Here is a 13,615-nt window from a genome sequence, read left to right on the forward strand (position 1 = left end):
ATCCCTTAATGGGCCGGGTCGTTGCTGACGGACGACTGTAAAGCCTGGGCGAAAGATTTTGCGATCGCCTGACGTTGAGCCGGAGCAACGCTGGTGTTAATCAGGTTGGTGACCATATTTCCCAAAACCATCAGGGAGAGATCGGTCGGCGTTTTATGTTTTTCCAGTACGTTGACCAGCTCACTGAGCAGTTGTTCAACGTGTTCATCACTGTAGCGGGAATGTTGTGGCATAAATCAAAATCAGTTTGTTGATGAAAGGGCAACATATTACCGTAGCAACAGCTTTTTTTCCCCTTTTTTATCTGTTGTTGCACACATGTCCTGGTGGTGGTTGAATACCGCCCGGTCTAAAAGGAGAGTTTATCATGAGTCTGGAAATCAACCAGATTGCCTTGCACCAGCTTATCAAGCGTGATGAGCAAACCCTTGAAGTGGTGCTGCGCGATTCGTTACTGGAACCCACGGCGACCGTTGTGGAGATGATGGCAGAGCTGCATCGCGTCTACAGCGCCAAAAATAAAGCCTATGGCCTGTTCAGCGAAGAGAGTGAACTGGCTGATAGCCTGCGCCTGCAGCGCCAGGGTGAAGAGGATTTTCTGGCGTTTAGCCGCGCCGCAACCGGGCGTCTGCGCGACGAGCTGGCGAAATATCCGTTCGCCGACGGCGGGATCGTGCTGTTCTGCCACTACCGCTATCTGGCGGTCGAGTATCTGCTGGTTACCGTGCTGAATAACTTAAGCAGCATGCGCGTGAATGAGCAGCTGGACATCAGCTCGACGCATTATCTGGATATCAACCATGCGGATATCGTGGCGCGTATTGATTTGACCGAATGGGAAACCAACCCGGAGTCGACCCGCTACCTGACATTCCTGAAGGGGCGCGTGGGCCGCAAAGTGGCGGATTTCTTTATGGACTTCCTCGGTGCCAGTGAAGGGCTTAACGCCAAAGCGCAGAACAAAGGGCTGCTCCAGGCGGTTGACGATTTCACAGCAGAAGCGCAGCTCGATAAATCCGAGCGCCAGACGGTGCGCCAGCAGGTTTACAGCTACTGCAACGAACAGCTGCAGGCAGGGGAAGAGATTGAGCTGGAGTCGCTGTCAAAAGAGCTGGCAGGCGTCAGCGAAGTCAGCTTCCAGGAATTTACCGCAGAAAAGGGCTATGAGCTTGAAGAGAGCTTCCCGGCGGATCGCAGCACGCTGCGCCAGTTAACCAAGTTTGCCGGCAGCGGCGGCGGGTTAACCATCAACTTTGATGCGATGCTGCTGGGGGAACGTATCTTCTGGGATCCGGCCACCGATACGCTGACCATTAAGGGGACGCCGCCGAATCTGCGCGATCAGCTTCAGCGCCGCACCTCGGGCGGTAAATAGCAGGCACAAAAAACCCCGCAGAAGCGGGGTTTTTTTCGACAGGTTTGCGATTACGCGCGAACGAAGTCGATGTGAGTCAGTTTTGGCTTGAACGCGTGACGCTGAACAGCCTGAACTTTCACTTTTTCTTCTTTACCGCCAACAACGATGGTCAGAACTTCGCTGTAGAATTCAGCTTTGGTCTGCAGGTTCCACAGTTTGTCGTGATCCAGTTCGATTGCAACTGGAGCAGCTTCGCCACCGTAAACGATAGCCGGGAACTTGTTAGCGGTACGCAGGCGGCGGCTCGCACCCTTACCCTGCACGTTACGTACTTCTGCTTCGATAGTAAACATTGATTTCTCTCTGTATTTAAAACCCTACTACAGGCGACCCAGCAGCAGGTGAGTGTTCTGCCTCACGGATGTGAAGCGGGCGGCATTTTATACTCAAATGCCCCTCACATCAATGAAAAGTCCCGCTAACCGCGCAATTCATTGGCGCGACGGAAGCGACCTTCGTAGTCAAAGAGTTTCTCGCGCACCTGCCAGAACTGGCCTTTCTTACGGGCGACCACAAAATCCGGATGGCGCAACAGCACCTGCTGGCGCACGATATCGGCCACGGTGATCCAGCGCAGGGGCACGCCCGGGGTGCGGGTGTGCGGGCGGATAAACAGCTGTTCGAAGGCCGTTCGCTGAGCAGGCGTCTGGACCCGGAAGCGCTCGCTGACGTCCGCCCCGTCTTCGTCGTAATAGGTGATTTTCAACCATTCGCCTTTTTCATCGGCGCCGGGCTGCAACACCATGCCGGAACAGCGCAGTACCAGCGCATCTTTCAGCTTTAATGCTGCTTTCAGCATGTCGTCCGGGTCAACCAGCACCGTGTCACATTCCCGACAGCGGCGAGCGGCAATGTCATTTTCGGCGTTGCACTGCGGGCAGTTTTTAAAGCGGAAACGAAAATCGCACTGCTCGCGATGCCCGTCATCATCTTCAAACCAGCCCTGACAGCGGCGGCCAAAATGTTCGATCAGCGTGCCGTCGGCGGTGGTTTTGCCCCAGAAAGTGTTGGCAAACCCACAGGCAGGGCAAAAGACCTGCACGGGCACGTTGTCGCTTTTCCCTTTTGGCGCGCCGACTTCAGGCGTATAGAGATCGTGCGGGTTACCTGCATAATCCAGAATCAGGCAGTCGGTTTTCCCGGGGGCCAGGCGCAGGCCGCGGCCAACAATTTGCTGATACAGACTCACCGATTCGGTCGGGCGCAAAATGGCGATCAGGTCGACGTGCGGTGCGTCAAAGCCGGTGGTCAATACCGACACGTTAACCAGATAGCGGAACCGCTGGGCTTTAAACGCGTCGATCAGGCTGTCGCGCTCCGGGCCGGGCGTCTCGCCGGTGATGAGCGCCGCGTCGCCGGAAGGCAGTAACCCGGTGATTTCCCGCGCGTGCTCAACTGTGGCGGCAAAGATCATCACCCCTTTGCGCGTCTGCGCAAACTCCTCTATCTGGCTGATGATGTGCGGCGTAATGCGCTTTTGCTTTTTCAGCTCCTGGTTAAGATCCGCTTCGCTGAATAACCCGTTGCTTTGCGCCTGCAGGCGGCTGAAGTCGTACTGCACCACCGGCATATCCAGCCGTTCAGGCGGCGTCAGGTAGCCATGTTTAATCATGTAGCGCAGCGGAAGCTCGTAGATGCAGTCGCTAAACAGGGCCTTGTCATCGCCGCGCACCATGCCGTGATAATGGTAGCGATAGATCCAGCCTTTCCCCAGGCGAAACGGGGTCGCCGTCAGGCCCAGCAGGCGCAGGTGAGGGTTCACCGCTTTCAGGTGGGACAGGATTTGCTGATACTGGCTGTCGTCGTCATCGCTGATGCGGTGACATTCGTCGACAATCAGCAGCGAAAATTCGCTGCGAAACAGATCCAGATTGCGGGCCACCGACTGCACGCTGCCAAACACCACTTTGCCGTGGCTCTCTTTACGCTTTAGCCCGGCGGCGAAAATATCGGCTTCCAGCCCAAGCGCACAATACTTGGCATGGTTTTGCGCGACGAGCTCTTTAACGTGCGCCAGCACCAGCACGCGGCCGCGGGCCAGACGTGCCAGTTCGGCGATCACCAGGCTTTTGCCTGCGCCGGTCGGGAGCACAATCGCCGCCGGCTCGCGATGTTTACGGAACCAGGCGAGGGTGGCGTCAACGGCTTCCTGCTGATAGGGACGAAGTGTAAAAGTCATAGGGTCTCGGTTTCGTTATTCCGCACATATACCCGTCATACTTCAAGTTGCCTGTGCGTTGGCTGCACTCGTTCACCCCGGTCACTTACTTATGTAAGCTCCCGGGGATTCACTCCTTTGCCGCCTTCATGCAACTCGAATTATTTAGGGTATAGATAGTATGCCACGAAACTTTTTCCCTTGAGTGGCGCAACCAGACCATTATACTGAACCGTTCCAGACTGCTTCTTTTTTCGGACCTGTTGTCCGACTTCCTGCACCATTAAGGCTAAAAAGATTTCATGCGACTTGATAAGTTTATCGCTCAGCAACTCGGCGTAAGCCGCGCTATTGCCGGGCGCGAAATTCGCGCCAGCCGCGTTACCGTGGATGGCGACATTGTGAGAGACAGCGCGTTCAAACTGCAACCTGACCATCAGGTGGAGTATGATGGCAATCCGCTGACCCAGCAGCACGGTCCGCGCTACTTCATGCTCAATAAGCCGGAAGGCTACGTCTGCTCAACGGACGATCCGGATCACCCGACGGTGCTCTATTTCCTCGACGAACCGGTGGCGCACAAGCTGCATGCCGCAGGCCGCCTCGATATCGACACCACCGGTCTGGTGCTGATGACCGACGACGGGCAGTGGTCGCACCGCATCACCTCTCCACGCCACCACTGCGAGAAAACCTACCTCGTGACGCTGGAGTCTCCGGTGTCGGATGACACGGCAGAGCACTTCGCGAAAGGCGTTCAGCTGCATAATGAAAAAGATCTGACTAAACCGGCGGTGCTTGAGGTCATCACCCCGACGGAGGTCCGCCTGACCATCAGCGAGGGGCGCTATCATCAGGTGAAACGTATGTTTGCCGCGGTGGGGAACCACGTTGTTGGCCTGCATCGTGAGCGGATTGGTGCGATCGAACTCGATCCCGACCTGGCGCCAGGCGAATATCGCCCGTTAACGGAAGAAGAGATCGCCAGCGTCGGTCTGCCTTCGCACTAATTTCAGGAGAACTCTGTGACCACCAGGCCACACTCGTCGTTCAAAATCGTCTTCATTCTTGGCCTGCTGGCCATGCTGATGCCGCTGTCTATTGATATGTACCTGCCTGCGCTGCCGGTGATTTCTGCACAGTTTGGCGTCCCGGCGGGCAGCGCGCAGATGACGCTCAGCACCTATATTCTTGGCTTTGCCCTCGGCCAGCTGTTTTATGGCCCGATGGCGGACAGCCTTGGACGCAAGCCGGTCATTCTGGGCGGGACGCTGGTCTTTGCGGCCGCTGCGGTTGCCTGTGCGCTGGCGCAGACCATCGATCATCTGATTGTCATGCGCTTCTTCCACGGTCTGGCGGCGGCAGCGGCAAGCGTGGTCATTAACGCCCTGATGCGCGATATCTACCCGAAGGAAGAGTTCTCCCGCATGATGTCGTTCGTGATGCTGGTGACGACGATTGCGCCGCTGGTGGCACCCATGGCCGGTGGTGCGGTGCTGGTGTGGTTTAGCTGGCATGTGATTTTCTGGATCCTGGCCCTGGCCGCGCTGCTGGCCTCCGCGATGATTTTCTTCTTTATTGATGAAACGCTTCCCGTCGAGCGTCGGCAGAAATTCCACATCCGAACCACCATCGGCAACTTTGCCTCTCTGTTTCGCCACAAGCGCGTGCTCAGCTATATGCTGGCAAGCGGGTTCAGCTTCGCCGGGATGTTCTCCTTCCTGAGCGCCGGGCCGTTTGTCTACATCGAGCTGAACCACGTTTCCCCGCAGCACTTCGGCTATTACTTTGCCCTGAACATCGTCTTCCTGTTCATCATGACCATCATCAACAGCCGCTTTGTCCGGCGGGTGGGGGCGCTGAACATGTTCCGCGCCGGGCTGTGGATCCAGTTTGTGATGGCGATCTGGCTGGTGGTGAGCGCGTTTCTGGGCGTGGGCTTCTGGGCGCTGGTGGTCGGCGTGGCGGCCTTTGTCGGCTGCGTGTCGATGGTATCATCCAATGCGATGGCGGTGATTCTGGATGAGTTCCCGCACATGGCGGGGACCGCATCATCTCTGGCAGGGACGTTCCGCTTCGGCATCGGCGCTATCGTTGGCGCGTTGCTTTCGATGGCCACCTTTACGACGGCATGGCCCATGCTGTGGGCGATGGCTTTTTGCGCAACCAGCTCGATACTCTTCTATCTTTACGCCAGTCGACCGCGAAAAGCGGCCCACTAAAACACAGAGAAGGCCCGGCAGGGCCTTTTTTGTTGATGCATATCAACCAAACCCTCGTTCGTTTATTCCGTGTTTGTTTATTTTATGTAAAATCTATTTGTGTAAAAAGTCACATCATTGTATTCAAAAAGGTTGAGTTAGATCGCAGAAACGGGTACATATAGCGCCGACGCGAGCCTGGAAACGGATAAAAAAGCGCTGAATAGTGCAGGCTGGCGATGATGTGTTACTATAAATGTAAATAAATTGTGAAGTAAATTTTGCTTCCGGGGAACGAACGTGAATACATTACAACTCTCCATTGTCCATCGCTTGCCCCAGAGCTATCGCTGGTCGGCGGGTTTTGCAGGTTCGAAAGTTGAACCGATTCCGCAAAACGTCGCGGGCTCCGAAAATTGTCTGGTGGCACTCAAGCTGTTGAGCCCGAGCGACGAAAATGCATGGCGGGTGATGGAGCGTCTCAGTCAGGCCCTGACGGATATTGAAGTGGACAGCTCCGTCCTGGAATGCGAAGGTGAGCCGTGCCTGTTTGTGAAAAGCCAGGACGAGTTTGCCGCCACCTGCCGTCTGAAGAATTTTGGCGTTGCCATTGCTGAACCTTTCTCCGGCCAGTACCCGTTCTGACCGCTAGTCTGCCGACAACAGCTGGCGCGTGTAGCGCTGCGTTGGCGCGCTAAATACGCGCTGGCACTCACCCTGTTCGACCACTTCTCCCTGTCGCAACACTATCACCTGATGACATAGCGCCCGCACCACCTGTAGATCGTGGCTGATAAAGATATAGGCCAGCCGGTGCTTTTCCTGAAGCCCTTTCAGCAGGGCCAGGATCTGCGCCTGAACGGTTCTGTCCAGCGACGACGTCGGTTCATCCAGAATAATCAGCTCCGGTTTCAGGATCAGCGCGCGGGCAATGGCGATACGCTGGCGCTGCCCACCGGAAAATTCCGCAGGGTAGCGGTGGCGCGTCTCGGGATCTAGACCCACTTCAGCCATGACCCGAATGACCTCCCGCTCGCGCTGCTGCGCGCTCAGGCCGGGCTGATGCACGCGCAGACCCTCTTCGATAATCTGTAACACGCTGAGCCGCGGGTTAAGCGAGGAGTTAGGATCCTGAAACACCACCTGCATGCGGGGCCGCACGGGCAGCATCTGACGGCGGTTCCAGCGGTGCAGCGGCATATCGTCAAAGAGGATCTCGCCCTGGGAGGCGATCAGGCGCAGCAGCGCCAGACCGGTGGTGCTTTTACCCGAGCCGGATTCGCCCACCAGCCCCAGGGATTCTCCCGGGCGCAGCGAGAAGCGGATGTTTTTCAATACCGTGTTCCGATCGACAATGCGCCGCAGAATACCTTTGCGGATCGGGAACGAGACGGACAGATCCTCAACGCGCAGCAGCGGTGTGCTGTCAGCCGTGAGAGGAACCGGGTCGCCGGAGGGTTCGCTGTCAAGCAGGCGCTGCGTATAGGGGTGCTGCGGCGCGCTCAGCAGCGTTGACGCGGTATTCTGTTCAACACAGCGTCCGTTTTGCATCACCGCGACGCTGTCGGCCAGCTTTCTCACAATGCTCAGGTTATGCGTAATAAACAGCAGGCTCATGTTCAGCTCGTCACGCAGTTCCCGCAGCAGCGTCAGTATTTGCGCCTGTACCGTTACGTCCAGCGCCGTTGTGGGCTCGTCGGCAATCAACAGTTCGGGGCGCGTGAGCAGGGCCATGGCGATCATCACGCGCTGGCGTTCGCCGCCGGAGAGCTGGTGCGGAAAATCATTCAGCCGTTTGGCCGCGTTGCGTATGCCTGTTCGCTCCAGACAGTCCAGAATTTCTCCCCGTGCGGCCTCTTTGCGCATCCCCCGGTGCAGGGAGAGCACTTCATAGAGCTGTTTCTCCAGGCTGTGCAGCGGGTTGAGGGAAACCATCGGCTCCTGGAAGATCATGGCGATTTTGTTGCCGCGAATGCCGCGCAGGGTCTGTTCGTCGGCATGCAGCAGCGAACTGCCGTGAAACAGAATATCCCCCTGCGGGTAGCTCACCGGCGGAGAAGGCAGCAGCCGCAGGATGGAGAGTGCCGAAACGCTCTTGCCTGAACCCGACTCGCCCACCAGGGCCAGCGTTTCACCGGGCTGGATCTGCAGCGACAGGTCGGTGACCACGGTGCGCGTCTCGCCCTGCGTTGAAAAAGCAATCGACAGGTTATCAATACTCAGAAGAGGCTGGGTCATTTTATACCGCCTTGTTCGGATCAAAGGCATCGCGCACGGCTTCGCCAATAAAAATCAGCAGCGACAGCAGCACGGCCACGGACAGAAAGGCGGCGATGCCTAACCACGGTGCCTGCAGGTTGTTTTTACCCTGCAGCAGCAGTTCGCCGAGCGACGGGGAACCCAGCGGTAGCCCGAAACCAAGAAAATCCAGCGAGGTGAGGGTGGTGATGGAGCTGCACAGAATAAACGGCAGGAAGGTGAGCGTTGCTACCACCGCGTTGGGCAGCATATGGCGGAAGATGATCCCGCGGTCACTCACGCCAAGCGCCTGCGCGGCGCGAATATAGTCGAAATTTCGGGTGCGCAGAAACTCGGCCCTTACCACACCGACCAGCGCCATCCAGCCGAACAGGACGGTGATGCCTAATAGCCACCAGAAGTTGGGCTGTACGACGCTGGAAAGCAGGATGATCAGAAACAGCGTCGGCATGCCTGACCAGACTTCAATAATCCGCTGACCCCACAGGTCAATTTTCCCGCCGTAGTAGCCCTGAACGGCGCCCGCCACGACGCCCATGACGCTTGAGAAGATCGTCAGCATCAGCCCAAAGAGAAGCGAGATTCGCGTGCCGTACAGGATGCGGGCCAGCACGTCGCCGCCGTTCGCATCGGTTCCCAGCCAGTTTTGCGCGGAGGGAGGGGAAGGGAAGGGGGTCGTGGTGGCGAAGTTAATGCTGTTTGCGCCAAAGCGCACCGGTGCCCAGAGCGCCCAGCCGTGCCTGTCGATTTGATCGCGAAGCCACGGATCCTGATATTCAGCCGGGGTCGCAAACGGGCCGCCAAAGTCGCTTTCGGTGTAGCTGGCGATAACCGGTACGTACCAGCGGTCGTTAAAATGCACCAGCAGCGGTTTGTCGTTGGCGATCAGTTCCGAACACATGCTTAAGGCAAACAGCACGGCAAAAATCCACAGCGACCAGTAGCCGCGGCGGTTGTGGCGAAATCGGGCCCAGCGGGCCTGGTTGACGGGGCTTAAACGCGGCATCAGCGGCCCTCAAAATCGATTCGGGGATCGACCAGCGTATAGCTGATATCACTGATGATATTCAGCAGCAGGCCAATCAGGGTGAAAATATAGAGTGTGCCAAACATCACCGGATAATCGCGCGACACGGTAGCCTCATAGCCCAGCAGTCCCAGGCCGTTGAGCGAAAACATCACCTCTATCAGCAGCGAGCCGGTAAAAAACATGCCGATGAACGTGGCCGGAAATCCGGCGATCACCAGCAGCATGGCGTTGCGAAACACGTGTTTCCACATGATCTGCTTCTCGCTCACGCCCTTGGCGCGGGCCGTGACGACGTACTGTTTACGAATTTCATCGAGAAAGGCGTTTTTGGTCAACATGGTCAGGGCCGCAAACCCGCCGATGACCGTGGCCAGCACCGGCAGCGTGATATGCCAGAGGTAGTCGGTAATTTTCTGGTACCAGGGCAGGGAGCTGAAATCGGCGGAGACCAGCCCCCGCAGCGGGAAGAGGTCGAAATAGCTTCCCCCGGCAAAAAAGACGATCAGCAGGACGGCAAACAGAAATGCCGGGATGGCATAGCCAATAATGATGAACGTGCTGCTCCAGATATCGAACCGGCTGCCGTTGTACACCGCTTTGCGGATCCCGAGCGGAATAGAGACCAGATAGATAATCAGCGTTCCCCACAGCCCCAGCGTGATCGAAACCGGCAGGCTTTGCTTGATCAGCGTCAGCACTGACGCACTGCGAAACAGGCTATCGCCAAAATCGAAGCGGATGTAATCCCAGAGCATTTTGAAATAGCGCTCGTGAATCGGTTTGTCAAAGCCGTAGCGGTGGGTGATCTCGGCGATCACTTCCGGATCCAGCCCGCGTCCGCCGCGGTAGTGGCTTTCACTGATATTCCCTACGCCGGTTCGCGCATGGCTGGCGCCCATCCCTTCAGCGCCGCCGCCGGGCATGCCGCCGCTGTTGCCAAATTCAATGGCGGCAATGGCCTGATCGACCGGCCCACCGGGGGCGATTTGCACGATAAAAAAGTTAATCGTGATGATGGCCCACAGGGTGGGGATGACCAGCAGGAGACGGCGGAGAAGATAGGCACCCATGATAATTCCTTATCGCCGCTCAGCGGGAAGTCTGGCGGCTTTGTTAACGTCATACCACCAGGTATCAAAGCCCAGGGAGTAGACAGGGCGCACGGCAGGCACGGAGAACTTATCCCAGCGCGCAAGGCGATCTTCGCCCATATACCACATCGGCAGCATGTAGTAGTTCCAGGTTAAGACCCTGTCGAGGGCGCGCCCGAGCGGCAGGAGCTTTTCTTTATCCCCCTGCGCCGCCACGATTTTCGCAATGAGCGCGTCAATCGCCGGGCTTTTTACCCCCGGCGCGTTGTACGAGGAGTCAATGTAGCTGGAGGCCCAGGAGATTTGCAGGTCCGAGCTGGGCCACGGCTGGGCGGGCCACAGGCGCTGCATCATGTCGTAATCACGGCTGCGCATGCGGCTGGTGATCTGCGCGTTATCCACCTGGCGAATGTTCATAGTCACACCCAGCCGCTCAAGATTGTGCTTAAACGGCAGCACCCACTGATCGTTGCCTCCGGACGAGAGCAGCAGCTCAAAGCTGAGCGGCTTACCCGTTTTGGCATCCACACGCTTTTGATTTTTCAGGTGCCAGCCCGCGTCATCCAGCAGCTTGCTGGCCTTCAGCAGGTTGTCACGGTCGTAGCCGTCACCCTTCGATGCGGGCGGCTGAAACACGGTGGTGAACACCTGCGGCGGAACCTCCGCTTTTAGCGGTGCCAGCAGGACCAGCTCGTCGGCTTTCGGGTAATCGCGCGCGGCGTATTCGGTATTCTGAAAATAGCTGTTGGCGCGGCTGTAGGCCCCGTAAAACAGCGCTTTGTTCATCCACTCAAAATCAAAGGCCAGGGAGATAGCTTCCCGCACCCGGCGGTCATTAAATACCGGACGCTGAATATTAAACGCCAGCCAGCGGGTGTCCTGGGCAGACTCATTTTTGTGCTCGTCTTTGACGATATAGCCTTTTGCGAAATTTTTGCCGATATAGCGGGTCGCCCAGTTTTTGGCGCTGCTCTCGACGCGCAAATCGAAGGCCCCGGCTTTGAACGCTTCAAACGCCACGTTATCGTCGAGGTAGTAATCATAGCGAAGGGTGTCGAAGTTCCAGCGTCCGCGGTTTACCGGCAGATTGGCCGCCCAGTAGTCTTTGACGCGGGAATAGACGACATATTGCCCCATGCGCCAGTCGGTAATGCGGTAAGGGCCACCTGCCAGTGGGGGAGTCGAAAGGGGATCGCTTAGCTTATGATTTTTCCAGAACGATTCAGGCATTACCGGCAGCGAGAACAGGCTCAGCATGTTCTCTTTATTGGGTTCGCTCAGCTCGATGCGCACGGTGAGCGGCGCAATGGCTCTGACGGACGCGCCCTTATATACGATGCGGAACTGGGGCACGCCTTCGGTCATAAATTTATGGAAGGTGAACGCAACGTCGCTGGCTTTAACCGGTGTGCCATCGTGAAAACGTGCCCGCGGGTTCAGCGAGATTTCCGCCCAGGCGAAGTTATCGGCGTAACGCACGTTCTCGGCAATCAGCGGATAGTAGCTGCCGGGTTCATCGTCAGAGGTGACAAAGAGCGTATCGTAAAGCGATTCCGTCCGCGCTGCCGCCACGCCGCGCAGGGCGAAGCGGTTGAAGTTGTCGAAGGTTCCCGTGGCGGAAAGCGTCACCTTACCGCCCTTCGGCGCGGCAGGGTTGACGTAATCGAAGTGCGTAAAATTGACCGCGTATTTCGGCTCGCCAATCACCGCGAAGGCGATATTTTCTTTGATGGCTTGCGCCTGGCTGGACAGGCTGGTGAATGCCAACATCAGCAACATAAAGCGCATAAGCATCTCGCGGCGGCTCCCTCTTTTACAGACCGGCTCGGTTAAGCTGAATAATAAGTGACGTCGCGGACAATGTGAAATTAATCGCCCTCGGGCGAAATATCAGGACGCCATTCGCGGAACTGCGCCAGCGGCATCGGGCGGCTAATCCAGTATCCCTGCAGGAAGTTAACGCCGTGTTCGCGCAGCCAGGCCGCCTGTTCCGGCGTCTCTACCCCTTCGGCGACGGTCGACATATTCAGTCGTCTTGCCAGCGTCAGAACGGCATCCAGCACCGGCGACGTCACGGTCTCAGTACCGATCGCATTAACAAAACCACGGTCTATTTTGAGGTAGTCCATGGTGAAATGCTCAAGGTAAATCAGCGCGCTGTGGCCGGTTCCAAAATCATCAATGGCGATTTCAAACCCTTCGTTATGCAGCCATTCGAAGAGGCTGTTGGCTTCCCGATGATTCAGCATGTCGCGTTCGGTAATTTCCAGCACGATCTGGAAATAATCCGGCGGCAGTAGCGCTTTGAAGGTGCGCATATCGTCCTTGAAGCTTTCCGCATGCAGATGCCCCGGCGCAATGTTAATGCCCACCTTGGCACCCGGGGGTAACAGCGTTTGTAACACGGGTGCATCGTGAATGATAAGGTCAAAGAGATGCAGCGTCAGTGGGACAATCAGCTTCTGCGCTTCGGCAAAATTGATAAACGCGTCAGGCGGAATTTCCCCCATTGTCGGGTGCTTCCAGCGCATCAGCACTTCAAGCCCGGTCATTTTGAGCGATTTGGCATCAACGACGGGTTGATAAACCACGTAAAACTGGCCGCGCTTAATGGCGCTTAAAATCTCTTTACCCGGGTTGAGCCGAATGCTGAGGATGTAGTAGTTAAGCGAACCGGCACAAATGCCGCATACCAGCCCGAAGAACACGGCGTAGAGAATTTCATCGCTGGTCCATGCGTCCGCATACAGGTTGATGGTCAGGGGGACGTCTTTCAGCGTCGCCGTGCGGACCGGGATGTCATGTAATTCGTGCGCATGAACCAGGGTACTGGACTGGGTCGACAATGCGTTATCGCCGATGATGATGGCTATACCCGCGAACTCGTCCTGGCGCTCCGTGTAGAGCAGGTAAGGCGTCAGATTAATATTCACTGAGGTGAACACTCCGCCGCCCTTTACTAATGGGTTGCGGTACCAGATCGCAATTGCAGGTTCATCAGGCAGCATGGGGGTACCCGGGAGCAGCGCCATATCGATCGGTTTATCGATATTCAGCTCAGGTATCAGCGTCTCCATCGGGACATTCATCGGGCCCGTGGCGGAAGAGCAGAACGCCATTTTGTCCCTGACCAGCAGGAAGGCGCGAACGTTAATGCTGAAGGCCGCGCGTGAGGTGAGTTCCTGATTGACGTCGTGGCACGTGTTCAGCGTGAGGGGCTGGAGAACATTGACCGCTTTTTTTAAATCGTCGAAATAGCTCCCCATATAGGCGCTTACATCATTCACCAGAGTGTCGAATTTGACTTCCCGCTTGTGGTAACTCCAGGAAAATTGCAGGGAACCCAGGAGCAGGGCGGTGATGAGACCCGTGATAATACTGAGGATCAGTATCTTACGATTACTGGAGAAGTAGCGGGTGAGCATAGACGTCGTGATTCCTGAAATGCCGCTGGATGTA

12 protein-coding genes are annotated in these 13,615 nt (G+C 56.8%); 4 read left to right on the forward strand and 8 right to left on the reverse strand.

Annotated elements, in window-relative coordinates; translation table 11 throughout:
- Positions 1-5: 5 nt before the first annotated feature.
- Positions 6-233 carry a YejL family protein gene (locus tag AC0TNG_RS06385; protein ID WP_008500958.1) on the reverse strand — a complete coding sequence of 76 codons (228 nt, stop codon included), beginning with the start codon at positions 231-233 and terminating at the stop codon, positions 6-8.
- Between the two features lie 134 nt (positions 234-367).
- Here AC0TNG_RS06385 and yejK point away from each other — a divergent pair, with 134 nt between their 5' ends.
- A complete protein-coding gene (gene yejK / locus AC0TNG_RS06390) occupies positions 368-1,375 on the forward strand; it encodes a nucleoid-associated protein YejK (RefSeq protein ID WP_008500957.1) in 1,008 nt (335 codons plus the stop codon).
- 50 nt (positions 1,376-1,425) lie between these two features.
- Here yejK and rplY read toward each other — a convergent pair whose 3' ends face one another.
- Positions 1,426-1,710: a 50S ribosomal protein L25 gene (rplY, locus tag AC0TNG_RS06395; RefSeq protein ID WP_008500956.1), complete on the reverse strand. Its 285-nt coding sequence runs from the start codon at positions 1,708-1,710 to the stop codon at positions 1,426-1,428.
- A gap of 125 nt (positions 1,711-1,835) precedes the next feature.
- Positions 1,836-3,596 (reverse strand): DNA repair helicase RadD, encoded by a 1,761-nt coding sequence (radD, locus tag AC0TNG_RS06400; RefSeq protein ID WP_473713317.1) that lies wholly within the window; start codon positions 3,594-3,596, stop codon positions 1,836-1,838.
- Positions 3,597-3,877: 281 nt separating this feature from the next.
- Between radD and rsuA the strand changes: the two genes are divergently transcribed.
- The 3 genes from rsuA (at position 3,878) to AC0TNG_RS06415 (ending at position 6,421) form a co-directional block, all read left to right on the forward strand.
- A complete protein-coding gene (rsuA, locus tag AC0TNG_RS06405; RefSeq protein ID WP_021241522.1) occupies positions 3,878-4,585 on the forward strand; it encodes a 16S rRNA pseudouridine(516) synthase RsuA in 708 nt (235 codons plus the stop codon).
- A gap of 15 nt (positions 4,586-4,600) precedes the next feature.
- Complete coding sequence (locus AC0TNG_RS06410; RefSeq protein ID WP_045402783.1) at positions 4,601-5,797, forward strand: Bcr/CflA family multidrug efflux MFS transporter; 1,197 nt, start codon at positions 4,601-4,603, stop codon at positions 5,795-5,797.
- 279 nt (positions 5,798-6,076) lie between these two features.
- The gene (locus AC0TNG_RS06415; RefSeq protein ID WP_024908185.1) at positions 6,077-6,421 is read left to right on the forward strand and encodes a YejG family protein; all 345 of its coding nucleotides are present in this window, start codon (positions 6,077-6,079) and stop codon (positions 6,419-6,421) included.
- 3 nt (positions 6,422-6,424) lie between these two features.
- Here the strand turns inward: AC0TNG_RS06415 and yejF are convergent, their stop codons facing one another.
- The 5 genes from yejF to AC0TNG_RS06440 all read right to left on the reverse strand — a co-directional run bounded on the left by yejF (position 6,425) and on the right by AC0TNG_RS06440 (position 13,581).
- Positions 6,425-8,014 (reverse strand): microcin C ABC transporter ATP-binding protein YejF, encoded by a 1,590-nt coding sequence (yejF, locus tag AC0TNG_RS06420; RefSeq protein ID WP_473713318.1) that lies wholly within the window; start codon positions 8,012-8,014, stop codon positions 6,425-6,427.
- Position 8,015: 1 nt separating this feature from the next.
- Positions 8,016-9,041 (reverse strand): ABC transporter permease, encoded by a 1,026-nt coding sequence (locus AC0TNG_RS06425; protein ID WP_024908183.1) that lies wholly within the window; start codon positions 9,039-9,041, stop codon positions 8,016-8,018.
- Complete coding sequence (locus AC0TNG_RS06430) at positions 9,041-10,135, reverse strand: microcin C ABC transporter permease YejB (protein WP_248272533.1); 1,095 nt, start codon at positions 10,133-10,135, stop codon at positions 9,041-9,043. The genes AC0TNG_RS06425 and AC0TNG_RS06430 overlap by 1 nt, the downstream gene beginning before the upstream one ends.
- A gap of 9 nt (positions 10,136-10,144) precedes the next feature.
- Positions 10,145-11,950: an extracellular solute-binding protein gene (locus AC0TNG_RS06435; protein ID WP_024908181.1), complete on the reverse strand. Its 1,806-nt coding sequence runs from the start codon at positions 11,948-11,950 to the stop codon at positions 10,145-10,147.
- A 74-nt stretch (positions 11,951-12,024) separates the two neighbouring features.
- The gene (locus AC0TNG_RS06440) at positions 12,025-13,581 is read right to left on the reverse strand and encodes a cyclic di-GMP phosphodiesterase (RefSeq protein WP_024908180.1); all 1,557 of its coding nucleotides are present in this window, start codon (positions 13,579-13,581) and stop codon (positions 12,025-12,027) included.
- Positions 13,582-13,615: the final 34 nt, after the last annotated feature.

The organism is Enterobacter sp. PL_is514 (assembly GCF_055816715.1).

What these genes read in the sequence shown, in the direction of transcription:
- AC0TNG_RS06385 (WP_008500958.1), bottom strand. Translation starts at nt 233, where the DNA reads ATGCCACAACATTCCCGCTACAGTGATGAACACGTTGAACAACTGCTC.
- rsuA (WP_021241522.1), top strand. Translation starts at nt 3,878, where the DNA reads ATGCGACTTGATAAGTTTATCGCTCAGCAACTCGGCGTAAGCCGCGCT.
- yejK (WP_008500957.1), top strand. Translation starts at nt 368, where the DNA reads ATGAGTCTGGAAATCAACCAGATTGCCTTGCACCAGCTTATCAAGCGT.
- AC0TNG_RS06440 (WP_024908180.1), bottom strand. Translation starts at nt 13,581, where the DNA reads ATGCTCACCCGCTACTTCTCCAGTAATCGTAAGATACTGATCCTCAGT.
- AC0TNG_RS06430 (WP_248272533.1), bottom strand. Translation starts at nt 10,135, where the DNA reads ATGGGTGCCTATCTTCTCCGCCGTCTCCTGCTGGTCATCCCCACCCTG.
- yejF (WP_473713318.1), bottom strand. Translation starts at nt 8,014, where the DNA reads ATGACCCAGCCTCTTCTGAGTATTGATAACCTGTCGATTGCTTTTTCA.
- AC0TNG_RS06425 (WP_024908183.1), bottom strand. Translation starts at nt 9,041, where the DNA reads ATGCCGCGTTTAAGCCCCGTCAACCAGGCCCGCTGGGCCCGATTTCGC.
- AC0TNG_RS06435 (WP_024908181.1), bottom strand. Translation starts at nt 11,950, where the DNA reads ATGCTTATGCGCTTTATGTTGCTGATGTTGGCATTCACCAGCCTGTCC.
- rplY (WP_008500956.1), bottom strand. Translation starts at nt 1,710, where the DNA reads ATGTTTACTATCGAAGCAGAAGTACGTAACGTGCAGGGTAAGGGTGCG.
- radD (WP_473713317.1), bottom strand. Translation starts at nt 3,596, where the DNA reads ATGACTTTTACACTTCGTCCCTATCAGCAGGAAGCCGTTGACGCCACC.